Consider the following 21,148-nt stretch of genomic DNA (forward strand, 5'->3'; position numbering starts at 1 on the left):
GCCTGAGCTTGTCGAAGGCCGCACACAACGGTCGACAGATTGATGCAGCGCTTTGCCGCCTTGCTCGATGCACTTGTGCTCACCCCTTCGCGCAATGCCAAGCTGGCGCTGCTGGCGGCCTATTTGCGCGAAACACCCGATCCTGATCGCGGTTGGGCACTGGCGGCGCTGACTGATGGACTTGATTTTCCGGCGGTTAAAGCCGGCACCATCCGCGCGCTGATGGCAGAACGCGTTGATCCGGTGCTGTGGACGCTCAGCCGGGAATATGTGGGAGATACCGCCGAAACAGCCAGCCTGCTTTGGCCCGAACCCTTGGGCGAACAACCTCCGCCGCCATCGGTGGCCGAGGTGGTTGCGACGTTGACCGCCACCAATCGCGCGAGCGCGCCCGCCACCGTTGCCGATGTGATGGACCGTCTTGACGTCAATGGTCGCTATGCCTTTCTGAAGCTTGCGACCGGCGCGATGCGCATCGGCATTTCGGCCCGGTTGGCCAAGGTCGCCTTTGCGCAAGCGTTTGATGTGCGGGTGGAGGACGTCGAGGAATACTGGCACGGACAGGCCCCGCCCTATCTTCCGCTGTTTGATTGGGCAGCCAATGGCGCTGCACCGCCACGCACAGACCTGCTCCCGCTGTTCCGCCCGTTCATGCTTGCCCATCCGCTTGAGGCCGAAAGCCTTGATCTGGCCGACTATGCGGCAGAATGGAAATGGGACGGCATCCGCGTACAGATCGTCCACGTAGCAGGCGAAACGCGCGTCTATTCGCGCAGCGGCGATGATATTTCAGCCACTTTCCCCGAAGTATCCGCCGCGCTGACGACGCCTTGCGTGCTGGACGGCGAATTGCTGGTGCGCGGCGCGCATCAGGGTGGCGAGGCTGGCGGTGCTGCCAGTTTCAACGCCTTGCAGCAGCGCTTGGGCCGCAAGACCGTGTCCAAAGCCATGTTGCGCGATTCGCCCGCCTTCGTCCGGCTTTATGATCTGCTGATCGAAGGCGGTGACGACTTGCGCAAACAGGCATGGGAGCAGCGCCGCGCACGGCTTGAGGCGCTGGTGCCAAGGCTTGATACGGAACGCTTCGACATCAGCCAGGTCATCGCAGCCAAAGACTTTGACGACCTTGCCGAAATCCGTGCCCGTGCGCGCGATGAGGCCATTGAAGGGGTGATGCTGAAGCGCCGCGATAGTCCTTATGTCGCGGGGCGGCGCACGGGGCTGTGGTACAAATGGAAGCGTGACCCGCTGCTGATCGATTGTGTGCTGATGTATGCGCAGCGCGGCAGCGGCAAACGATCATCGTTCTATTCCGATTTCACCTTTGGCTGCTGGAACGGCGATCCCGATCAGGGCGCGGAATTGTTGCCGGTGGGCAAGGCGTACTTCGGGTTTACCGATGCGGAGTTGAAAGAGCTCGACCGCCATGTGCGCCAGAACACCGTCGCCAAATTCGGGCCGGTGCGCGAAACCGACAAATCGCTGGTGTTTGAAGTGGCGTTCGATTCGGTCCACACCAGCAAGCGCCACAAATCGGGCGTCGCCATGCGCTTTCCCCGGATCAGCCGCATCCGCAACGACAAGCCCGCACATGAAGCAGACCGGTTGGAAACTCTGAAAGCGCTGATCGCGGATTGACGCGGATCAATGATGATTGGCTGCGGAGCAGGCACACAAGAGCCTCGCACAATTACCATCCGGAGCATGATTTTGGCCACCCAAGCTGCTGAAGCACCAGCAACCGCCCCTGCCGCCAGCCCCTACGAACGCATCGGCGGAATTGCCGTGCTGCGTCAGATTTCTGACCGGTTTTATGACCTGATGGAGCAAGACCCGGCCTATCGCGCGCTGCGCGCCATGCATGCGCCCGATCTTGCGCCGATGCGCGAATCCCTGCCGAATTTTCTGGCCGGTTGGGCGGGCGGTCCGCGTCAGTGGTTTGAGGCCAATCCCGGCAAGTGCATGATGTCGATGCACAAACCCTTTCCGATCACCAGAAAGACCGCGAACCAATGGGCCGATGCCATGGCCTGCGCGATTGCCGATGTTGCGCCTACTGATACCGAAATCGCCACGGCATTAAGCGATGTTCTGACGCAAATGGCGCGGGGCATGGCGCGCGACTGAAACGCAGCGTAAGCTGTTGCGATGATCCAGTACGACCGCCAGCGCCGGACCTTTGCCATCGCGCTTGCCGCCATGGCAGGGTTTACCGATGCCGTGGGGTTTCTTTCGGCGGACGGCTATTTCGTCTCGTTCATGTCCGGCAATTCCACGCGGCTCGGCGTATCACTCGGCACGGATCCGGCGCGCGCATTGATGCCTGCTGTTCTGATTGCGGGGTTCCTTGGCGGAGTGACCGGCGGCGCATTGCTCGCACGGTGGGCGGGTACACTGCACAAACCTGCGGTATTGGCGCTAGTGGCAGCGATGCTTTTTACAGCGGCCAGCGGACGCTTGCTCGGATCACCCGTTCTGATGCTCGGCGGGTTAGTCATGGCCATGGGCGCGCTGAACAACACCTTCCAGCGCGGCGGCGAAGTGACGGTTGGCTTGACGTACATGACTGGCGCGCTGGTGAAGTTGGGCCAAGGTCTTGCCAATGCGTTCAGTGGGCAGCCAAATACAGGCTGGACTTCGTGGGCTGGGCTATGGGGCGGACTGCTGGCCGGTGCCGTGCTGGGTGCCTTTGCGCAAGACCGCCTGCCGCTGGTCTGCCTTTGGCTGGCGGCGGGCTATTGCATCGTCATGACGGCGATTGCGTTCAGATTACCGGCGGAATCCTGAACAGCTTTTCGCGCGAAGTTGCGCCGCGCAACATTTCCACTTTTGATGGCGCAACGCCAAGGGCCTGCGCCAGCAATTCCAGCACGGCGGCGCTGGCTTTGCCATCCTCCGGCTTGGTCCGCACTTTCACCAGCACGCGCCCTTGGGCAATTTCAACGCCCTCGCTGCGCGCGCCCGGCGTCACCCGCACCGCCAGACGCCCTTCGCCATCGGCAAGCGCGCGCAGGGCCGATGCTGCGGGCAGATCAGCCTTTGGTCTGGCCAAGCACCGCCGCCTTGTGCGCGTGGCCGTTGTGGACATAGTGTTGAACACCGCGCTGCATATCGACCAGCGCCGCGTCGGTCAGGTCACGCATGTAAGTGGCAGGACGCCCGCCCCACAATTGCCGCGCTCCAATGCGCTTGCCGCCGGTCAGCATCGCGCCTGCCGCCAGCATGCCATCGCTTTCAATCACCGCACCGCTCATCACAATCGCGCCAAGCCCGATGAAGCCGCGATCTTCGACAATGCAGCCGTGAACAATCGCGAGATGGCCAACCAGCACGTCTTCCCCGATGATCGTCGGGAAGCCATCGGGCTTGCCGGGCGCGGGGCTATCGACATGGATGACGCTGCCATCCTGCACATTGCTGCGCGCGCCGATGCGGATGAAATTCACATCGCCCCGGATCACGCAGTTATACCAGATCGATACGTCCGGCCCGATTTCGACATCGCCGATGATCCGGCATCCCGGTGCGATGAACGCGGTTTCGTGAATGCGCGGGGTCTTGCCGTTAAGTGTGATGATCGAAACATCGGGGTGCATGGCTTATGCCCCCAACAGACGGGCGGCATGGGCGGCGTGATACGTCAGCACGCCCGAACAACCCGCGCGTTTGAACGCCACCAGCGTTTCGAGCACCATCGCATCACGATCAGCCGCGCCTGCGGCCACGGCGGCCTCAATCATCGCGTATTCGCCGCTCACCTGATAGGCGAAGACCGGCACACCGAACGCCTGCTTCACGCGGATGGCGATATCAAGATAGGGCAGGCCGGGCTTTACCATCACGCTGTCAGCGCCTTCGGCCAGATCGAGTTCAACCTCGCGCAGCGCCTCCTCGGCATTGGCAGGGTCCATCTGGTAGGTTTTCTTGTCACCCTTCAACAACCCGCTTGAGCCGACCGCATCGCGGAACGGACCATAGAACGCCGAGGCATATTTGGCGGCATAGGACATGATCTGGACGTTGACGTGGCCTTCGCCTTCCAAAGCATCGCGGATCGCGCCGATGCGGCCATCCATCATGTCTGACGGGGCGATGATATCGGCCCCGGCTGCGGCCTGATTCAGGCTCTGCCCGACCAGCATTTCAACCGTTGCATCGTTCAGCACATAACCTGCCGCATCGATCAACCCGTCCTGCCCGTGGCTGGTATAAGGATCGAGGGCGACATCGGTGAGCACGCCGATATCATTACCGCAGGCATCCTTGATGGCACGGATGGCGCGGCACATCAGGTTATCGGGGTTAAGCGCCTCTGCGCCATTTTCGCTACGCCGGTCTGCCTGCGTGTTAGGGAACAAGGCAAGGCAGGGAATGCCCAGCGACACCGCCTCTTTCGCGCGCGCGACGATACCATCAACCGACCAGCGCGAAACGCCGGGCAGCGAGCCGATCGGGTCTTCCACGCCCTGCCCTTCGGTGACGAACAGGGGCCAGATCAGATCGGCGGGCGTGATGAGCACTTCGCGGTGCATCGCGCGGCTCCAAGTAGTGGAGCGGGTGCGGCGCATGCGGGTGTGGGGATAGCTGTACATATGCCAAAGCCTAGCGTCTGCGCAGGCTTCGGGCAATCACCGGATGGCGCTATTGGCCTTGAGCGCGGTTATTTGCGACAGCTTGGATTTGAACGCTGCCAGTTGCGCCGGATCAACCGCTGCGCGGCGGGTTATCGAACTGACGGACAGGGGGTTCACCGTCTGGCCGTTGCGGTACATTTCGTAGTGCAGGTGCGGGCCGGTGGAAAGGCCGGTTGAACCGACATAGCCGATAACCTGACCGCGCCTTACCGAAGTACCGGGGCTCACCGCAATCCGGCTCATATGGCCATACCCCGTGCCTATGCCGCTGCCGTGATCGAGCCGTACATAATTGCCGTGGCCACCGTGCCAGCCGGCAAAAGATACGCGTCCGTCCGTCGCTGCATAAATCGGAGCGCCCCAGCCTGCGCCGAAATCAACGCCCGCATGCATGCGCATATAGCCCAAGATCGGGTGGCGGCGCGCGCCATAGCCCGAGGTGATGTACCCGTTCACTGGCGCACCAAACGCGCCGGTCGTTTCTTGCGAGCCTTGCGCCATGCTTTGTGCCGAATAAAACTCGCCATCATTGCCCCAGCGCAGCAATTGCACCACCGGCTTGCCGCCACGAACAACGCTGGCGTAAACCAGATCGCCCGCCTGTGATTCACCGCTGGCCGCACGCCGGTTAGAGAAAACAAGGTCGAATTCATCACCCGGTGCGATGTCTTCAAACGCCATGTGTTGATCGACCGCGCGCAAATAGGCCTGCACCGCGCTGGCAGGTGCTCCTGCAGCGCGGGCCGAGCGATAGAGGCTGCCGCCGACGATGCCGCGAATACGCATCGGCGCTGAATCAATCGCAATGGCGTTGCTGGCCAAAGCCAGTTCGCCGCCGCTGCGCTTTACATCCAGCGCCAGATCGAAACGCGGACGGAACGTAAGCTGTTCAAGCGGACGCGGTTCAGCAGGCGATGACCGTGCGCCCAGCCGGATGGTAAAGCGTGTGCCGGGCAAAATGGCATCGGGCTTCACTTGCGCGCTGATCAAACCGAGCACGCGGGTGATATCGCCATTGGCCAGCCCTGCGCGTTGCAACATGCGCGGGAAGCTATCGCTTGCACCCAACGTCGCGGTCAGTTCGACACTCGGCCGTTCGGGCGCGGCGGCGAGCGGGATGACAGCGGCGTTGGCAATCACATGACGCCCGTTGTCTGCGCCATAGGCAAGCGGCCGCAAACCCTGGACGCGCAATTCATCGCGCGCCTGATCGTCCAGCACGGTCAATGGCGCGGCTTGCAAGGGCGCAAAGGTGGGCCAGAACATGAAAGCTGCGGCACCAAGCCCCAGCATGGTTCCAAACCCGCGAAACCAGCGCGCGCTGCCAATGTCTTCGGCCAGATCGGGGACGAGATCCTGCCGGGCAAACCAGCGTTCAATCCGGGCGCGGACGGTGTCGATATGGGGATCGGCTGAAAAGGCGGGTCGCCCAGGCTCTGGCATCACCCGCGATTCGGGCAGGCGCGCGGGAGCGGAGCGCAGGCCAAAACCCTGCGCCACGCCTGTCCCGGCAAAGGCCATCATCTGATCTCGCGGTGTGAACACGTTGCGTCCTGTACCCTGTCATTGCCCGCACTGCACGTTCAAGGTTAATTCTTGGTGAAATCACTGCATTTGAAGGCCGCAAGCGGCAAGGATATGGCAAGCGCCGCCTTGGCTGGCTATGGCTGAAGCTTGCGACGGGGGACAGGTTTTGAACGAAACAGACGCTTTGGGCGACATGGTGGGCACAGTGGCAACCGCCCGGGCGATTGAGCCTGCTGCGAGCAGCACAGCCGGTGCCAGCCATAGCCATGAAATTGCCTGCCTGAACTGTGGCACAGCGCTGGTTGGCAGCCATTGCCACGACTGCGGCCAAACGGCGCATGTCCATAAGACGCTGGGTGCGTTCTTTCACGACTTGCTGCACGGCGTGTTTCATTTCGAAGGCAAGATCTGGCGCACTTTGCCGATGCTGGTGATACGCCCGGGAAAGCTGACCCGCGAATACATTGACGGACGGCGAGCTAGTTATGTCTCGCCCATTGCGCTGTTTTTGTTCTGTGTTTTCCTGCTGTTCACAACGTTCAATTCGCTGGGCAGCAATGTTGTCAACACTAACATGAATGTATCACTGGACCAGACTATTGAAAAAGAGCGGGCCGAAATCGCGGATCTGGAGATTGCGCGCAAAGAGTTTGCCGACGATCCCGCCAAAGTAGCCGCCACCGATGCCGCGCTCGCAAAATCACGCGCGAACATCGACGCAATGGAAAAGCTGAAAGCCAGCGGCTTGAAGGTATCAAACGTCGAATCCGAAGGCTTTCAGACGTCTAGCGATATTGCGTGGATCAACGATGCAGTGAACAAGGCGAAAGCCAATCCCGGCCTCGCACTGTATAAGGTCCAGACTTACAGTTATAAGTTAAGCTGGGCTTTGATCCCCATTTCGGTGCCATTCCTGTGGCTGCTGTTCCCGTTCCACCGCCGGTTCGGTTTTTACGATCACACGGTATTTGTCACCTATTCGCTGTGCTTCATGACCTTGCTGGCGATTTTGCTGGCGGTTGGCGGACAATTCAACGTGCCCGGCGTTGCGGTGGCAGGGTTGGTGGCACCACCGCTTCATATGTATCGGCAGCTGCGCGGGACTTATGGTTTGACCCGATTGGGCGGATTGTGGCGCACCGCTTTGCTGAGCATGTTCGCGTTCACCGCACTCATGCTCTTTGCCGTGCTGATACTTGTCGAAGCCGGGATTTAAGGCATGCCGACATCAAGTTGAGACAAGCAAAAAGGGCGGGAGTTACCCCCCGCCCTTTCGTTTGTTGTCATGCCACAAGTATCAGGCCGCAAGCATCACGCCGGTTGCGGGCTGGCCGATCCGCCGAACTTCTTGCCCGCGCGTGGAACAGCAGAACCTTGCGCCGAGATGGGCCGTGATGGGCCGCTGGGGTTTTGCGGACGATCGATCTTGCCGTGTTCAATCAGGTCCTTGATCTCGTCCCCTGTCAGCGTTTCGTATTCCAGCAGGGCCTGGGCCAGCAAGTGCAGCTTGTCTTCGCTGTCCTTGAGGATTTGCGTGGCACGGGTGTGCGCACCTTCAACCAGTTCGCGGATTTCGCTATCGATCAGCTTGTTGGTTTCAGCCGAATTCAGCGTGCGCTGCGAACCGCCGTAGCCGAGATAGCCTTCCTGCGATTCTTCGTATTGCAGCGGGCCGAGCTTTTCCGACATGCCCCATTTGGTCACCATGTTGCGCGCCAGCGAGGTTGCGTACTGGATGTCCGATGATGCGCCCGATGATACCTTGTCATGCCCGAAGATCAGTTCTTCGGCCACGCGCCCGCCCATCGAGACCGAGAGGTTCGCGTGCATCTTGTCACGGTGATAGGAATAGCTGTCACGTTCCGGCAGACGCATGACCATGCCCAGTGCACGGCCGCGCGGGATGATCGTGGCCTTGTGGATCGGGTCAGATGCTGCTTCGTTGACCGAGACGATGGCGTGGCCGGCCTCGTGATAGGCGGTCATCTTCTTTTCATCGTCGGTCATCACCATGGAGCGGCGTTCGGCGCCCATCATGACCTTGTCCTTGGCGTCTTCGAATTCCTGCATGGCGACAAGGCGCTTGTTGCGGCGCGCAGCCAGCAGGGCAGCTTCGTTCACGAGGTTGGCAAGATCGGCGCCGGAAAAGCCCGGCGTGCCGCGTGCGATGGTGCGCGGGTTCACGTCGGGTGCCAGCGGCACTTTCTTCATGTGGACCGACAGGATCTTTTCGCGGCCTTCGATATCGGGGATTGGCACCACAACTTGACGGTCAAAGCGGCCCGGACGCAGTAGCGCAGGATCAAGCACATCGGGGCGGTTTGTCGCCGCGATGATGATGATGCCTTCGTTGGCTTCAAAACCGTCCATTTCGACCAGCAGCTGGTTCAGCGTCTGTTCGCGTTCGTCATTTGAATTGCCGAGGCCGTGACCGCGATGGCGACCAACCGCGTCGATTTCGTCGATGAAGACTATGCATGGCGCGTTCTTCTTGGCCTGTTCGAACATGTCGCGGACACGGCTTGCACCGACGCCAACGAACATTTCGACAAAGTCCGAGCCTGAGATCGTGAAGAACGGCACGCCTGCTTCACCCGCAATCGCGCGGGCGAGCAAGGTCTTGCCGGTGCCGGGGCTGCCGACCAGCAGCGCGCCCTTGGGGATCTGGCCGCCCAGCTTGGAAAAGCGGGTGGGATCGCGCAGGAACTCGACGATTTCTTCGAGTTCCTCACGTGCTTCGTCAATGCCGGCAACGTCATCGAACGTGACTTTGCCCGACCGTTCGGTGAGCAGCTTGGCCTTGGATTTGCCAAAGCCCATTGCGCCCGATCCGCCGCCCTTTTGCACCTGGCGCAGCGCGAAGAACGCAACGCCAAGGATCAGCAGGAACGGCAGCGAATTGACGAGAATATACATCAGCATGTTGGGCTGTTCAGCCGCCTTGCCCGCATATTGCACGCCGTTGTCCTGAAGCAGGCGGGGCAGATCGGAATCGCCCGGAACCGGCACGGTGGCGAACTGGCCACCGTTCTTGAGCGTGCCACTGATCCGTTCGGGCGCAATTTCAACCGAGCGGACAAGACCTTCGCTGACCTGGCTGCGGAATGCCGAATAAGGAATGGTCGTTGCCGCCTGATCGGTGCGCGGACCGAACATCGATACCACCAGCAGCAGCGCCAGGAAGACGCCGCCCCAGACGAGGAGGCTCTTGATCCACGGGTTACCTTGGGGTTGATCGTCGTTCATCGAAAGTCTTTCCGGATTCGCGCCCGGGGGGCGCTGTTAAGACCAATGTAGGTTCGTAACTATGAAACACAATATAACGCAGCATCCGTTTTTGAGCGACCTGTCCTGAGGTCAGGTGCGGCGGTCTGGCGCACGGGTGAAACGCCATGGCCCGCCCCGCGCATCGCCCTTTACCCCGCCGAGCGTGGAAACCCCCGCAGACCGCAGCGTTTCAAGCCAGCGGACAAGGTCCGGACCGCGCGGAGTCGGCGCGGCAAAGGCCTGAAGAATACGCTCAAGAACTCGCAAGGACAGGGCATTTGGTACATGGTCGGGTGCGTTCCACGTGAAACCATCGGTTGCGGGTATTACTTGGGACCAGAGTTGGTCGGTGGCCCAGTCCAGAGCCGAATCGGCATCGGCGAGGTGTTGGGCTGACGCTGCAAAACCTTGAATTTCAAGGATATTGCTTGACGTCATGAAGTCACGAATGCGGACGCGTTCATACGACGGATCATGATTCGAGGGATCGCTTGCAGCAATTATCCCTGCATTTTCAACGAGTTCGACAAGTTCGGACCGGCGCCATCGAAGGAGTGGCCTGAGGAGGGGTAAGGGGGTGTCGGGCGGGTATCCGAGGGGGGTTCGCGGTCGCATCCCCGCCAAGCCGCGCAAACCGGCGCCGCGATTGAGCCGCATGACCATCGTTTCGGCCTGATCGTCGGCGTGGTGCGCGGTGACCAGCGCAGCAATGGCGTGATCGTGTGCCCATTGGACCATGGCGGCATAGCGCGCTTGGCGGGCGCGTTCCTGAACCGCGCTGCCTTTGGCAAGCGATAGGGTGAGCGTGGTGTGGGCAATGCCACGTTCGGCGCAAAGGCGGGCTACCATCGCCGCTTCATCCGCGCTTTCAGGGCGCAACCCATGATCGACCGTGACGACGCAGAAGTTGCGCGGCGCAACTTCGTGGAACAGCAAGAGCAGCGCCAGACTGTCAGGCCCGCCCGAGACGGCAAGGCCGACCCTTCCCGATGGCGCAAGCGCGCTCCACGACGCTGCAAATCGCGCGGCGACAGCGGGGCTTAGGCGGTGTGCTCCCTGACTGGTGCAGTCGCCCATATGTCGCCTGCGATCATTTGCACTTCACCGAAGCGCGCGCGTTATCATATTGCGTCTTGATCCGTCCGGCGACTTCGGAAGGATATGTCGCGGCCAGTTCGGAAAAGGCACCGCATGCCTTTTCAGTGTCTTTCAGTTTGACCATGGCGACGCCCAGATAGAGCAGGCTGTCAGGCGCGCGTGTGCCCTTTTTATCGGCCAGATAGTTCTGGAGGAAGAACTGCGCAGCTGTACCGGGCTTGCCATCATCCAGCCACGCGCGGCCGAGCAAGTTGCGGCCAAGGCTGATCATCTTGTGCTTGGGGTAACGGTCCACGAAGATCTGCAATTGCTGCTGCGCTTCGGGATAGAACTTGGCCTCCCACAGGCGGAAGCCGTACATATATTCGTTAGCCCCCGCATCACCATCGGTCGGCTTTTCAATGGCCTGCACAGCGGCAAGGCGCGATGCCGAAGGCGTGAGCGGTTTGCCGGTTGCGGGTTTGGCCGCTGCTGGCGCAAGCGTTGCAGGCTTGGCCGGAGCGGGCTTTGCCGCGGATGCTGTGGTGGCTGATACTGCGGGCAGGACATCGGGCTCACCCGCAGGTGGCGCGGCGGCAAGCTCCAGCTTGGCCAGCCGTTCATCCATTTTTGCGGCGCGGTTCTGACCCTCTTCGACCTGGGCGGTCAACCGCGCCAACTGCGCCTCAACCGCGTCCATCCGCGCTAGCAAGTCTGATACCGCAGGCGCGGCAGGCGTGCCGGTAATCGTGGTAGCAGATTGCCCGGCGGTGATTTCAGGCACGAACGTCTTGCCGACGCCTTCGGGGAAAACCTTGCGCTGGACCGCGCGGATTTCAGCCTCGATCCGGCGCAGGCGCATTTCGGGATCGACCTGCGTGGTGGCAGCCTTGGGTGCGGTTTGCGCCATGAGCGGCGCTGTGAACGGGGCCGTCAGCCCCAGCGCGATGGCAACAAGCGGAAGTGGTCCGCGCAGCTTGATCGTCATTGTCATTCCCGTGCAATTGCGGCGTGCAATGCCGAACACCACACGCCTCAAACCCCAATTACTTGCAGAGTGCCGTAGTCTGGCGCGCAAGTCGAGATAGGGTGAGTTACATTGTGGTGGAAGCAGGCGCAGTTTCTGCCAGCGGCGCAGGCGCACTATCGGCAACCGGAACTGTTACAGCGTCTTGCGCCTGACGCCGCGCGACTTCGCGGCGCGGACGCGGGTTTGAGACAGTTGTCGAAGAAACCTCTGATCGCGTGGTGTTTACTGCTGGTGCCGTTGTTGCTGCCGCAGTTGGCGCAGGCGCGGGTTCTTTGCCGCGCGCCAGCAATGCTGCAGCGCTGACCGGCACGTCTTTGACGAGGCCTTCGGTCTCGGCAATGCGCGGCACCGGCTGGCCACCGACCGTGATGGACAAAGCATCAGGGCGCGCGGTGCGCAGCATCGGTTCTTGTGCGCCTGACGGGATCGTGAATGATTCCCCCATGGCCAATTCTTTTTGCAGGATTTGCTGGCCCTGCAGATCATAGAACTTCACCCAGATCCGCTCTTCCGTGGCGGTGAATACGACGGGACCATTGGGCGTGGCAGCGGGCAAAGGCACAACGGCAACTTGCGATGTGCTGGCAGCGGGCTGTTCGTCGCTGATCAAAGACGGCAAATCTGCCGAAGGAAGATAATAGCTGCGCCAGAATACGAGGCCCGCCAGCGCAATGGCCACGACCACGCCGACAGCCAGCCATACCGTCAGCCGCGTCGGGGTTTTGGCCGGATCGCCCACTTCAAACTGGTTCAAAGCGCGCGGCGGTGGCGGTGGTGCTTGCTGATTGAGTTCAGCCCGCACAGCTTCGGTAATGGCCTTGTCATCAAGGCCAACCGCGCGCGCGTATGTTTTGGCAAAGCCCAGCGCATAGGGCCGCCCGGGCAGGGCAGCGTAATCGCCCGCTTCAAGCGCGATAAGATGGCGGGTGGTTACGCGGGTAAGCGCGGCCAGCTGTTTGATATCAAGCCCGGCACCTTCGCGCGCGGCACGCAAAGTATCGGCCACGCTTGGTCGGCGTGGTTCGCCCGCAGGCAGCGGGGTGGAATCAACATTGGTGATGTCTTGCAGACCTTCGGCTTCCGCCAAGGGATAACTCCCGTACTATTGCTTATAAGCATTGCGACCCAGTGTTAAGAAATCGCGGCAATGTTGATAAAGTCAACGGTATTTAACGAAAACGCCCCATTTCAGCGATGAAATGCCCGTATCAAGACATCAGTCGCATTCTATACCCTTGGACGCAGCCCATTCAGCCAGCGTCGCGCGCATATCTTGCGGTGGATTGGCAAGCCATCCATCCATCGCCTCGCGAATTTCGTTCATATCGACCTTGCGGACCAGTTCTTTGACCGGACCAACCGCAGCAGGCGTGATCGACAGCCGGGTGATGCCAAGCCCCAGCAAAGCCAGCGCTTCCAGCCTGCGCCCGCCCATTTCACCGCAAACGGTAACATCGGTGCCAAAGGGCGCAACATTTTGCACGACGCGCCGCAAGAAGCGCAGAATCGCAGGCGAGAGCCAATCATAGCGCTCGGCCAGTTTGGGGTTGGCGCGATCGGCGGCGAACAGAAACTGCGTCAGATCGTTCGTGCCGATGGACAGGAACGACAGCTTGGGCGCCAGAATATCAAGGCATTCGGCCAGCGCCGGGACTTCAAGCATCGCGCCATAGCGGATGGCTTCGGGAAGCAGCTTCTTTTGTTTGCGCAAGAACGCCAACTGGCCTTCGAACACGTGCTTGGCGGCATCAAATTCCCACGGTTCGGTCACCATCGGGAACATCACATGAAGCGTGCGCCCCCCTGCTGCTTCAAGCAGGGCGCGCGCCTGAACCTTTAACAAGCCCCCGCGCTCCAGCGCAACGCGCAATGCGCGCCAGCCCATCGCGGGATTTTCTTCATTCTGGCCATCGTTATGGCGCAGATAGGGCAGGACTTTATCCCCGCCGATATCGACCGTGCGGAACACCACCGGACGGTCCCCTGCGGCGTCCAGCACATCACGGTACAGCCGCGTCTGGCGTTCACGCGATGGCAGCGTGGCCGAGACGAGAAACTGGAATTCGGTGCGGAACAGGCCGATCCCGTCCGCGCCGGTCATATTCAGCATCGGCGTATCATCGCGCAGACCGGCGTTCATCAGCACGGTAATGCGCTGGCCATCGCGAGTGAACGGTTCAACATCGCGCATGGTGATATAATGCGCCTGCCGTTCGCGGTTCTTGGCAAAGCGCGCTTCGAACGCCTCGATCAGGCTGGGTGCGGCGCGGACATCGACCACGCCCTGATCGCCATCAAGCAACAAATGATCGCCCTCGCGCACTTTGCCGCGCAATGCGCGCATGCGGCCCACCACCGGAATACCCATGGCGCGAGCCACGATAACGACGTGCGCGGTCAGCGAGCCTTCTTCGAGGATCACGCCCTTCAACCGGCGGCGATCATATTCGAGCAGTTCGGCAGGCCCCAGATTGCGCGCAATCAGGATAGCATCGCCTTTCAGCCCCATGCTGGCCGCCGTGCCAACCTGCCCCGAAACCGTGCGCAGCAAACGGTTCGACAAGTCTTCCAGATCGTGCATCCGGTCTGCCAGCAGCGGATCATCGATCTGGCGCATGCGCATGCGGGTGCGCTGCTGCACACGCTCGATCGCGGCTTCGGCGGTCAGCCCTGAATCAATCGCATCGTTGATCCGGCGCGACCAGCCTTCGTCATAAGCAAACATGCGATAGGTTTCGAGAACCTCCTCATGCTCTCCGCCCACGCCGAATTCGGCCTGGCTGGCCATGCGGTCAATCTGTTCGCGCATCTTGTCGAACGCCAGATAGACCCGCTGGCGTTCAGCCTCGGTATCTTCGGCGACGATGTGTTCGATGGTGACGCGGGGCTGGTGGAACACCGCCACCCCGCTGGCGAGGCCCTTGACCAGCGTCAGGCCGGTGATGCGATCAGGGCCGGTGAGGTGCGCGGGCACACCCAGCGTTTCTTCGTCATCGATCAATTCGGCATTGGCGATCAATTCCGAAAGCACCATCGCCACGGTTTGCAGCGCCTCGATCTCGACCTCTTCATAGCGGCGCGGTTCGACATGCTGGACAGCGACCACACCCACCGCGCGTTCACGCCGCACAATCGGCACACCGGCAAAGGAGTGGAACTTTTCCTCACCGGTTTCCGGACGGAACGCAAAATCGGGGTGCGCGGCGGCTTCGGCAAGGTTCAAAGTTTCGACATTGCCCGCAATCGTGCCGACAAGGCCCTCGCCCGTGGCCAGCCGCGTGACGTGGACCGCCGCCTGGTTCAGCCCGCGCGTGGCAAACAATTCCAGCATGCCTTCGCGCAAAAGATAGATCGAACAGACCTCTGAATCGAGGTTTTCGCCAATCACTTCAACGATCTGGTTCAACTTGGCCTGCGCACCGGCGCGCGAGGCCATGACCTCGTGCAACGAAGTGAGGATCTGACGGGCGGCGGCGACGGCACTAAGCATGATCATCAATTACATTAGCGCGCGGCATTTGGGAATGTCGTGTGAAAACCGATGTGGTGGGGAAATGGTTTGCGGCATTCGTATGCGGGGGCGTTGTGCGCTGATACACCCCGTAAGGGGTGAGCCAGACTTGTTAAACGTGAACGTGTTTGTTCATTATCACGCTCACATACGGCTCTTGCACTTTCGTCATCCTGAACTTGTTTCAGGATCCATCCATCAAGGCACACTGCGGTTCGCGGGGAGAAATGGATGCTGAAACGAGTTCAGCATGACGGGGTTAAGGGTTGACGTTGCCGAACGGAATAAGCCCCAAACAGAAAGAGCCGCCCGGGTGGGGCGGCTCCTGGTGATCAGGTGGTGCGCGGCATCAATGCAATCGCGACAACTCTTCCTTGATCTTGAGCTTTTTTCGCTTGAGTTGGGCTACCAGCGTTTCGTCCGGGAGAGGCCGGGTCATTTCGGCCTGGATCTGCCGTTCAATGCCGGCGTGCTTGGTTTGAAGAGCGCTGATATGCGTCGATTCCATGCGTATCCTCCTTAAGGGTGAAAGCCCCCATCAGAAACCCGCACAGGCCAACCCCGTGCGGGGCGGCGCTGTCTGGCGGCTGATTGCACGAAATGAATCCGACTCATCAGGCAGCGCGTTGTCATGCTCCCACATTCGCCGTATCTTGCAAGCCAAACCGCGCCGGAGTGCATCCATTACGGGTTAGACCGTAAGTTGTGTTAACATCTGGTATCTTGGCGGCACCTGATCGATCGTGGGAGTAAAGCGAAACGTGACTGAAGAGGAAATGCGCAAGCGGCTTGCCACTTTGCGCCTTGAACATCGCGATCTTGATGCGGCGATCGATGCCCTGACCGGCGCGGGCGCGCGCGATCAACTGCAGATCGCCCGCCTTAAGAAGCGCAAATTGCTGTTGCGTGATCAGATCGCAATGATCGAGGATTATCTGATCCCCGACATTATTGCTTAATATCAATTGTTTGCTGGAAAATATTGCAGAAATACACCGCACTGCAACATGTCCCGTTAAGAAACGTCCAAGGATTGAACACAGGCTTGGTGGATCACTGGCTAGCGGTCGGGCGATTGCCAGCTTATGCGCATGCCATGGCCCTTATGCCCAGCCTTAACCCGCGCATCGTTGAAGCGCTCTATACCGAAGCCCTGTGCTTGGCAGACAACGTACGGGCGCGGTTTGAACGGCTGCGGCAAAGCATCGGGACGCAGACCAGCATTGAGGCCAGCACGGGCGCACGGATCGGCAAGAGCATCGCGACCGGCACTGGCACCAGCATCGGCGACGGCGAGGATCTGCACCGCGTCCAGATTTCGTGCGAGGCACTGCGCACGACGACGCGGGTGATGCATTGCCTGGCATGGCTGCTTAACCATCGCGCCTATTTTGCGGGCGAACTTTCGGAACTGCAATTGCGCAGGCACGGGCGGCTGATCGCCAATTTCCCCGCCAGCGAGGACGACATTGTCGCAACCCTGCCCAAAGACGTGCGCGAACTGGTGATCGAAAGCGAGCGGTTGTACCAACGCATCCAACGTCTGGAACAGTCATGGCGCACGACCGGCCTTTCCGGCGACAGTGCCGTCCGGCGCTTGCGTGAACGCTTGTCGCAAGCCGTGGGTGACGCAGCTTAATAGCCTCAGCCCGGATCGGGTCCGGGCCGACGATCATTGGGACGGCTGACAGCGGGTGAAGAATTGCCTTAGCCCTCACCCCTTTAGGGGAGAGGGTTGGGAGAGGGGGCGGCAACGCACACCCTCTCAACTCCCCCTAGCCCACCTCCAGCGCTGCCCCCAACGCGGCCACTTCATCTTCGCTGAACCACAGCCCAAGTTTGGAGCGCCGCCACAGGACGTCGTCGGTGGTGCGTGCCCATTCGCGGGTGGTGAGGTGGTTCAGTTCGGCTTCGGTGAAGCCTTGGCCGAAATGCCGCCCCATATCGCCGCGCACAAAGCCCAAGGCCTCGGTGCCATAGGCGCGGGCGAGGCGGTGGACGGTGGGGCGGGACAAGTGTTGCGCCTGAGCGAGGATTTCCTGCTCCACCGGCGCGGTATTGTCGGCCTCGTCCAGCCCGTCGGGGGTGAAATCGCCGCCGGGCAAGGGCGCGGTGGCGGTCCATCCGGCATTTTCCATGACGCCAAGACGTTCCAGTGCGGCCTCTGCCAACGTGCGATGCGTGGTGATCTTGCCGCCCAGCACGGTGAGCAGCGGGGCGGAGTGATGATCGGTGCCGCGATCCAGATCGAACCGGTATCCACGCGTCGCAGCTTCCGGACGGCCCGAGCCATCATCGGCCAACAGGCGCACGCCCGCAAAAGTGTGGACCACATCCGTGCGCTTCAAACTGCGGCGGAAATACTGGTTGGCGGCATTAAGGAGATAGGCGATCTCGGCCTCGCTGGCCTGCGGGGGGTCTGCGTCGGCACCTTCTTCACTATCGGTCGTGCCGATCAGGGTGAAGGCATATTGCCACGGAATGGCAAAGCACACGCGCCCGTCCTGCAATTGCAGAAACAAGGCGCGCGGATCATCGTGCAGACGCGGCACAACGATGTGCGAACCACGCACGCGGCGCAGCAGGCCGGGACGCGGCGCGTGGGCGGTGTCCATCACCTGCCCCACTTGCGGTCCGGCGGCGTTGACCGTCATGGCGGCGTGAAAAGTTTCATCGCCTGCTTCAATGCCCCACAAATGGCCTTCGCGCGTCAACTTAGTCACCGCGCAGCGCGTGCGCACATCGGCGCCACGATCTGCCGCATCGCGCGCCAGCAGCACCACCAGCCGCGCATCATCCACCCAGCAATCGGAATATTCATAACCGCGCCGCACTTCGGGCTGAAGACCCATGCGGCCTTCCAGCTTCACGCGCGTGGTGGGCGGCAGCACCTTGCGCGCCCCGATCCGGTCATAAAGCCACAGCCCCGTGCGCAGCATCCACCACGGACGGCCTTCGGGCACGATGGGCAGGACGAACCGCATCGGCCAGACAATATGCGGAGCCTGCCGCCACAGCACTTCGCGTTCGTGCAACGCCTCGGCCACCAGCGCAAATTCGCGGTGCTCAAGATAGCGCAAACCGCCGTGGATCAGCTTGGTCGATGCAGACGAGGTGCCTTGCGCCAGATCGCCGCGTTCCAGCAACAGCACCGATAGCCCGCGCCCGGTGGCATCACGCGCAATCGCCGCGCCATTCACGCCGCCGCCGATCACGGCGAGATCGTAGTGGCCCAGTTCATATTCGCGCTCCATCCCGGCCACATTGATACGCCCGGCGCCAATGCGCAAGGTTGCATGGCCAAGGTTGCATGGATGCCGCGCAGTCCCCATAGCAGGAGGCATGGCCCAGATGCCCCCCATTCCGAACCGCGAAGACTGGCCCACCGGCCTGTCCGAACAGCTTGAGCCGCTGGTGCGGCGCGTGCTGGCCCCCAATCCTTCGCCTTATACCTTCACCGGCACGCAGACCTATATCGTGGGCGCAGGCGCAGAAGTGGCCGTGATTGATCCCGGGCCGGATGATACAGGTGCGGCAGGCCATGCCGATACCAACGGTGCGGGCCATGTCGAGGCGATCCTGAAAGCGGTGGGCGATGCGCGGATCGTGGCCATTGTGTGTACGCACACGCACCGCGATCACAGCCCTGCATCGCGCCCCTTGCAGGCGGCAAGTGGCGCGCCGATCATCGGCTGCGCTCCGCTGGCGCTGGTCGATGATGGTCCGCGCGCCGATGCCGCGTTTGATGCCGAATATAGGCCCGACCGCGTGTTGACCGATGGCGAGCGGCTTGCCGGCGATGGCTGGACTTTGGAAGCGGTGGCAACGCCCGGCCACACCAGCAATCACTTGTGCTACAGCGTAGTAGAGAGCGGCGCACTGTTTACCGGCGATCATGTGATGGGCTGGTCCACCTCGGTCGTATCGCCGCCCGATGGTGATATGGCGGCCTATATGGCCAGCCTGCAAAAGCTCTATGACCGCGAAGACCGCGTGCTCTATCCCGCGCACGGGCCGCAGATCGATAATCCGCGCCAACTGGTGCGCGGCATGCTGGGCCACCGCCGCCAGCGCGAACGCCAGATTGTGCGCTTGCTGGAAGAGGCTGGACCGCACGTCATTCCCGCCTTCGTCGCGGCCATGTACAAAGGCTTGGATGAACGGCTGCATGGCGCGGCAGGGCGTTCGGTGCTGGCGCATCTGATCGATCTGGAACGGCAAGGCCGCGTGGCCGTTAGGGGTGAACAATGGATGATCCAACCCTGAACCCTTCACCCCCATCTGCGGTCCTACCGCATCATCAGACAACACTTGCGCGCACATCGATGTTGCCGTGGGGTTTGTTCTTGCTGGCTTTGGCTGCGGCGGTGTTCCTTGGCTGGAAGCTGTTGCAGCCCGAAGACATTGGCGATCCGCTGACCACCAGCCTTGTTGCATTTGAAAAACAGGACAAGCTGACCGTGTTCAGCGCGGAATTGGCACCGGTCGTATCCAGCGATGATTCACGGCTGTTCGGGCTAGTCAATTCCAAGCAAGTGGCGGTGATTCCGGCGCGGGTGGATTACACGATCAACCTTGCCAGCATCGGGCGTGAGCGGCTTTCGTGGAATGCGCAAACCCAAACGCTGGGGGTGAAACTGCCACCATTGACAGTAAGCCGCCCCAATCTTGACGAGGCGCGTGCGCAATATCTGCGCGATGGCATCTGGATCAGCCGTGAGGCGCAGGACAAGCTGACGCGTGACAATACCAAGCTGGCAGAAGGCCAAGCCATTGCCCAGGCCGGAAATCCGGTGCTGATGAACCTTGCGCGGCAATCTGCGAAGGAAGCGATCAGCCAGAACCTTTCGATCCCGCTGCAAGTTGCAGGCTATACCAAAGCCAAAGTCGTCGTCACTTTCGACTGACCGACAATACCATTCCTATTGCGAGAGCGCCGAGCGGTCCCTAAGTCCGCGGTTCGGCCCTGCATGATCCGCCGGGTGGGAGAACGTGACGTCATGACTGCTCAACCAACCAACCTTGCCGGCCTTGATCTGCGCGCCGAGATCGACCGTTTGCGGATCGAGCGCAAGGCGGTGATCCTTGCGCACTATTACCAGCGTCCGGAAATTCAGGACTTGGCTGATTTCGTGGGCGATTCACTCGAGCTTTCGCGCAAGGCCGCAGCCACCGACGCAGAAGTGATCGCGTTTTGCGGCGTGAAGTTCATGGCCGATACCGCCAAGATCCTTTCCCCGCAGAAGATCGTGGTCCTGCCCGATCTGGATGCCGGATGCAGCCTTGAAGATTCGTGCCCGCCCGACAAGTTCAAGGCGTTTCGCGAAGCCCACCCCGATCACATCGCGCTGACCTACATAAACTGCTCGACCGAGGTGAAGGCGCTGTCTGACGTCATCGTGACGTCATCAAGCGCCGAGACGATCCTTGCGCAGATCCCGCCCGAACAGAAGATCATCTTCGGCCCGGACCGTCACTTGGGCGGATACCTGAACCGCAAGTTCGGGCGTGACATGCTGTTGTGGCCGGGCGTGTGCATCGTGCACGAAGCGTTTTCGGAAACCGAATTGCTCAAGCTGATGGCGCAGCACCCCGGTGCGCCGGTAGCAGGTCACCCCGAATGCCCGCCGCACATCATCGATCACTGCGATTATGTCGGCTCCACCAGCGGCATCCTGCAATTTGCCAAGACGTTCACCGGCGATACGCTGATCGTGGCGACCGAACCGCACATCATCCACCAGATGGAACTGGCGATTCCGGACAAGACCTTCATCGGTGCGCCGGGCGCCGACGGCAACTGCAACTGCAACATCTGCCCCTACATGGCGCTCAACACGATGGAAAAGCTCTACATCGCCCTGCGCGATTTGCAGCCCCGCATCGAGATTGAAGAACCGCTGCGTCTGGCCGCGAAAAAGAGCCTCGACCGCATGCTCGACATGGCCAGCGGCACCGTCGGCATGGGCGATCTTGGGGCGCGGCCGTTTGGGGGTTAGGGGTTAGGGTCAGGACCTATTAATCCCGCCTTCGAGGTTTGAGGCAAAATGGCCTGGTGCAAGGCGGATAGGCGCAGGAATAGTGGTTCTATTTCAAGCCTAT

At 61.1% G+C, this 21,148-nt stretch carries 20 protein-coding genes; 9 read left to right on the forward strand and 11 right to left on the reverse strand.

Translation table 11 applies throughout. The features are described from left to right. Positions 1–42: 42 nt before the first annotated feature. From B7Y89_RS07525 to B7Y89_RS07535, 3 genes are all read left to right on the forward strand, one after another. Positions 43–1,638 (forward strand): cisplatin damage response ATP-dependent DNA ligase, encoded by a 1,596-nt coding sequence (locus B7Y89_RS07525; RefSeq protein WP_292937220.1) that lies wholly within the window; start codon positions 43–45, stop codon positions 1,636–1,638. A gap of 66 nt (positions 1,639–1,704) precedes the next feature. Continuing rightward, positions 1,705–2,127, forward strand: coding sequence for a group II truncated hemoglobin (locus B7Y89_RS07530; protein WP_292937221.1), 423 nt, complete (start codon positions 1,705–1,707; stop codon positions 2,125–2,127). Between the two features lie 21 nt (positions 2,128–2,148). Next, positions 2,149–2,787, forward strand: coding sequence for a YoaK family protein (locus B7Y89_RS07535; protein WP_292937223.1), 639 nt, complete (start codon positions 2,149–2,151; stop codon positions 2,785–2,787). Here B7Y89_RS07535 and B7Y89_RS07540 read toward each other — a convergent pair. From B7Y89_RS07540 to B7Y89_RS07555, 4 genes are read right to left on the reverse strand one after another with little or no spacing between them, the layout of a single operon-like run. Beyond that, positions 2,765–3,052 carry a DUF167 domain-containing protein gene (locus tag B7Y89_RS07540; protein WP_292937225.1) on the reverse strand — a complete coding sequence of 96 codons (288 nt, stop codon included), beginning with the start codon at positions 3,050–3,052 and terminating at the stop codon, positions 2,765–2,767. The genes B7Y89_RS07535 and B7Y89_RS07540 overlap by 23 nt on opposite strands. Continuing rightward, positions 3,033–3,596, reverse strand: a complete 564-nt coding sequence (locus tag B7Y89_RS07545) for a gamma carbonic anhydrase family protein (RefSeq protein ID WP_292937227.1) — start codon at positions 3,594–3,596, stop codon at positions 3,033–3,035. Before B7Y89_RS07545 ends, B7Y89_RS07540 begins: the two co-directional genes overlap by 20 nt. Before the next feature lie 3 nt (positions 3,597–3,599). Continuing rightward, the gene (hemB, locus tag B7Y89_RS07550) at positions 3,600–4,592 is read right to left on the reverse strand and encodes a porphobilinogen synthase (RefSeq protein ID WP_292937229.1); all 993 of its coding nucleotides are present in this window, start codon (positions 4,590–4,592) and stop codon (positions 3,600–3,602) included. Between the two features lie 36 nt (positions 4,593–4,628). Next, positions 4,629–6,179 carry a M23 family metallopeptidase gene (locus tag B7Y89_RS07555; RefSeq protein WP_292937230.1) on the reverse strand — a complete coding sequence of 517 codons (1,551 nt, stop codon included), beginning with the start codon at positions 6,177–6,179 and terminating at the stop codon, positions 4,629–4,631. A 148-nt stretch (positions 6,180–6,327) separates the two neighbouring features. On the opposite strand from B7Y89_RS07555, the gene B7Y89_RS07560 reads away from it, so the two are divergent. Further along, positions 6,328–7,377, forward strand: a complete 1,050-nt coding sequence (locus B7Y89_RS07560) for a DUF3667 domain-containing protein (RefSeq protein ID WP_292937231.1) — start codon at positions 6,328–6,330, stop codon at positions 7,375–7,377. Positions 7,378–7,472: 95 nt separating this feature from the next. Here the strand turns inward: B7Y89_RS07560 and ftsH are convergent, their stop codons facing one another. From ftsH to B7Y89_RS07590, 6 genes are all read right to left on the reverse strand, one after another. After that, positions 7,473–9,407 carry an ATP-dependent zinc metalloprotease FtsH gene (gene ftsH / locus B7Y89_RS07565; protein WP_292937233.1) on the reverse strand — a complete coding sequence of 645 codons (1,935 nt, stop codon included), beginning with the start codon at positions 9,405–9,407 and terminating at the stop codon, positions 7,473–7,475. Between the two features lie 111 nt (positions 9,408–9,518). Beyond that, positions 9,519–10,505 (reverse strand): tRNA lysidine(34) synthetase TilS, encoded by a 987-nt coding sequence (gene tilS / locus B7Y89_RS07570; protein ID WP_292937234.1) that lies wholly within the window; start codon positions 10,503–10,505, stop codon positions 9,519–9,521. 13 nt (positions 10,506–10,518) lie between these two features. After that, on the reverse strand, positions 10,519–11,493 hold the full coding sequence (locus tag B7Y89_RS07575; protein ID WP_292937235.1) for a tetratricopeptide repeat protein: 975 nt from the start codon (positions 11,491–11,493) through the stop codon (positions 10,519–10,521). Positions 11,494–11,599: 106 nt separating this feature from the next. Then, positions 11,600–12,622 carry a helix-turn-helix domain-containing protein gene (locus B7Y89_RS07580; RefSeq protein ID WP_292937236.1) on the reverse strand — a complete coding sequence of 341 codons (1,023 nt, stop codon included), beginning with the start codon at positions 12,620–12,622 and terminating at the stop codon, positions 11,600–11,602. Positions 12,623–12,751: 129 nt separating this feature from the next. Beyond that, complete coding sequence (gene ptsP, locus B7Y89_RS07585; RefSeq protein WP_292937237.1) at positions 12,752–15,031, reverse strand: phosphoenolpyruvate--protein phosphotransferase; 2,280 nt, start codon at positions 15,029–15,031, stop codon at positions 12,752–12,754. A gap of 364 nt (positions 15,032–15,395) precedes the next feature. Further along, entirely contained in the window at positions 15,396–15,554 is a 159-nt protein-coding gene (locus B7Y89_RS07590; RefSeq protein WP_292937239.1) for a DUF465 domain-containing protein, read from the reverse strand. Between the two features lie 253 nt (positions 15,555–15,807). On the opposite strand from B7Y89_RS07590, the gene B7Y89_RS07595 reads away from it, so the two are divergent. Both B7Y89_RS07595 and B7Y89_RS07600 read left to right on the forward strand, forming a co-directional pair. Next, positions 15,808–16,005, forward strand: a complete 198-nt coding sequence (locus B7Y89_RS07595; protein WP_054107176.1) for a DUF465 domain-containing protein — start codon at positions 15,808–15,810, stop codon at positions 16,003–16,005. A gap of 137 nt (positions 16,006–16,142) precedes the next feature. Further along, positions 16,143–16,685 (forward strand): DUF1465 family protein, encoded by a 543-nt coding sequence (locus B7Y89_RS07600; RefSeq protein ID WP_292937243.1) that lies wholly within the window; start codon positions 16,143–16,145, stop codon positions 16,683–16,685. 136 nt (positions 16,686–16,821) lie between these two features. Here B7Y89_RS07600 and B7Y89_RS07605 read toward each other — a convergent pair whose 3' ends face one another. Further along, positions 16,822–18,300, reverse strand: a complete 1,479-nt coding sequence (locus B7Y89_RS07605) for a glycerol-3-phosphate dehydrogenase (protein ID WP_292937245.1) — start codon at positions 18,298–18,300, stop codon at positions 16,822–16,824. Between the two features lie 97 nt (positions 18,301–18,397). Between B7Y89_RS07605 and B7Y89_RS07610 the strand changes: the two genes are divergently transcribed. The 3 genes from B7Y89_RS07610 (at position 18,398) to nadA (ending at position 21,045) form a co-directional block, all read left to right on the forward strand. After that, positions 18,398–19,312 (forward strand): MBL fold metallo-hydrolase, encoded by a 915-nt coding sequence (locus B7Y89_RS07610; RefSeq protein WP_292937272.1) that lies wholly within the window; start codon positions 18,398–18,400, stop codon positions 19,310–19,312. After that, positions 19,294–19,953, forward strand: coding sequence for a DUF4230 domain-containing protein (locus B7Y89_RS07615; protein ID WP_292937247.1), 660 nt, complete (start codon positions 19,294–19,296; stop codon positions 19,951–19,953). Before B7Y89_RS07610 ends, B7Y89_RS07615 begins: the two co-directional genes overlap by 19 nt. A 93-nt stretch (positions 19,954–20,046) precedes the next feature. Continuing rightward, positions 20,047–21,045 carry a quinolinate synthase NadA gene (gene nadA, locus B7Y89_RS07620; protein WP_292937249.1) on the forward strand — a complete coding sequence of 333 codons (999 nt, stop codon included), beginning with the start codon at positions 20,047–20,049 and terminating at the stop codon, positions 21,043–21,045. The last annotated feature ends 103 nt before the right edge of the window (positions 21,046–21,148 follow it).

This window comes from Novosphingobium sp. 32-60-15, from assembly GCF_002280675.1.
Lineage (GTDB): Bacteria > Pseudomonadota > Alphaproteobacteria > Sphingomonadales > Sphingomonadaceae > Novosphingobium.

Coding starts and splice junctions, on each gene's coding strand:
- B7Y89_RS07600 (WP_292937243.1), top strand. CDS start 16,143: ATGGCCCTTATGCCCAGCCTTAACCCGCGCATCGTTGAAGCGCTCTAT.
- ptsP (WP_292937237.1), bottom strand. CDS start 15,031: ATGATCATGCTTAGTGCCGTCGCCGCCGCCCGTCAGATCCTCACTTCG.
- B7Y89_RS07605 (WP_292937245.1), bottom strand. CDS start 18,300: ATGGAGCGCGAATATGAACTGGGCCACTACGATCTCGCCGTGATCGGC.
- hemB (WP_292937229.1), bottom strand. CDS start 4,592: ATGTACAGCTATCCCCACACCCGCATGCGCCGCACCCGCTCCACTACT.
- B7Y89_RS07610 (WP_292937272.1), top strand. CDS start 18,398: ATGCCCCCCATTCCGAACCGCGAAGACTGGCCCACCGGCCTGTCCGAA.
- B7Y89_RS07545 (WP_292937227.1), bottom strand. CDS start 3,596: ATGCACCCCGATGTTTCGATCATCACACTTAACGGCAAGACCCCGCGC.
- ftsH (WP_292937233.1), bottom strand. CDS start 9,407: ATGAACGACGATCAACCCCAAGGTAACCCGTGGATCAAGAGCCTCCTC.
- B7Y89_RS07575 (WP_292937235.1), bottom strand. CDS start 11,493: ATGACGATCAAGCTGCGCGGACCACTTCCGCTTGTTGCCATCGCGCTG.
- B7Y89_RS07530 (WP_292937221.1), top strand. CDS start 1,705: ATGATTTTGGCCACCCAAGCTGCTGAAGCACCAGCAACCGCCCCTGCC.
- B7Y89_RS07525 (WP_292937220.1), top strand. CDS start 43: ATGCAGCGCTTTGCCGCCTTGCTCGATGCACTTGTGCTCACCCCTTCG.
- nadA (WP_292937249.1), top strand. CDS start 20,047: ATGACTGCTCAACCAACCAACCTTGCCGGCCTTGATCTGCGCGCCGAG.
- tilS (WP_292937234.1), bottom strand. CDS start 10,505: ATGGGCGACTGCACCAGTCAGGGAGCACACCGCCTAAGCCCCGCTGTC.
- B7Y89_RS07615 (WP_292937247.1), top strand. CDS start 19,294: ATGGATGATCCAACCCTGAACCCTTCACCCCCATCTGCGGTCCTACCG.
- B7Y89_RS07590 (WP_292937239.1), bottom strand. CDS start 15,554: ATGGAATCGACGCATATCAGCGCTCTTCAAACCAAGCACGCCGGCATT.
- B7Y89_RS07535 (WP_292937223.1), top strand. CDS start 2,149: ATGATCCAGTACGACCGCCAGCGCCGGACCTTTGCCATCGCGCTTGCC.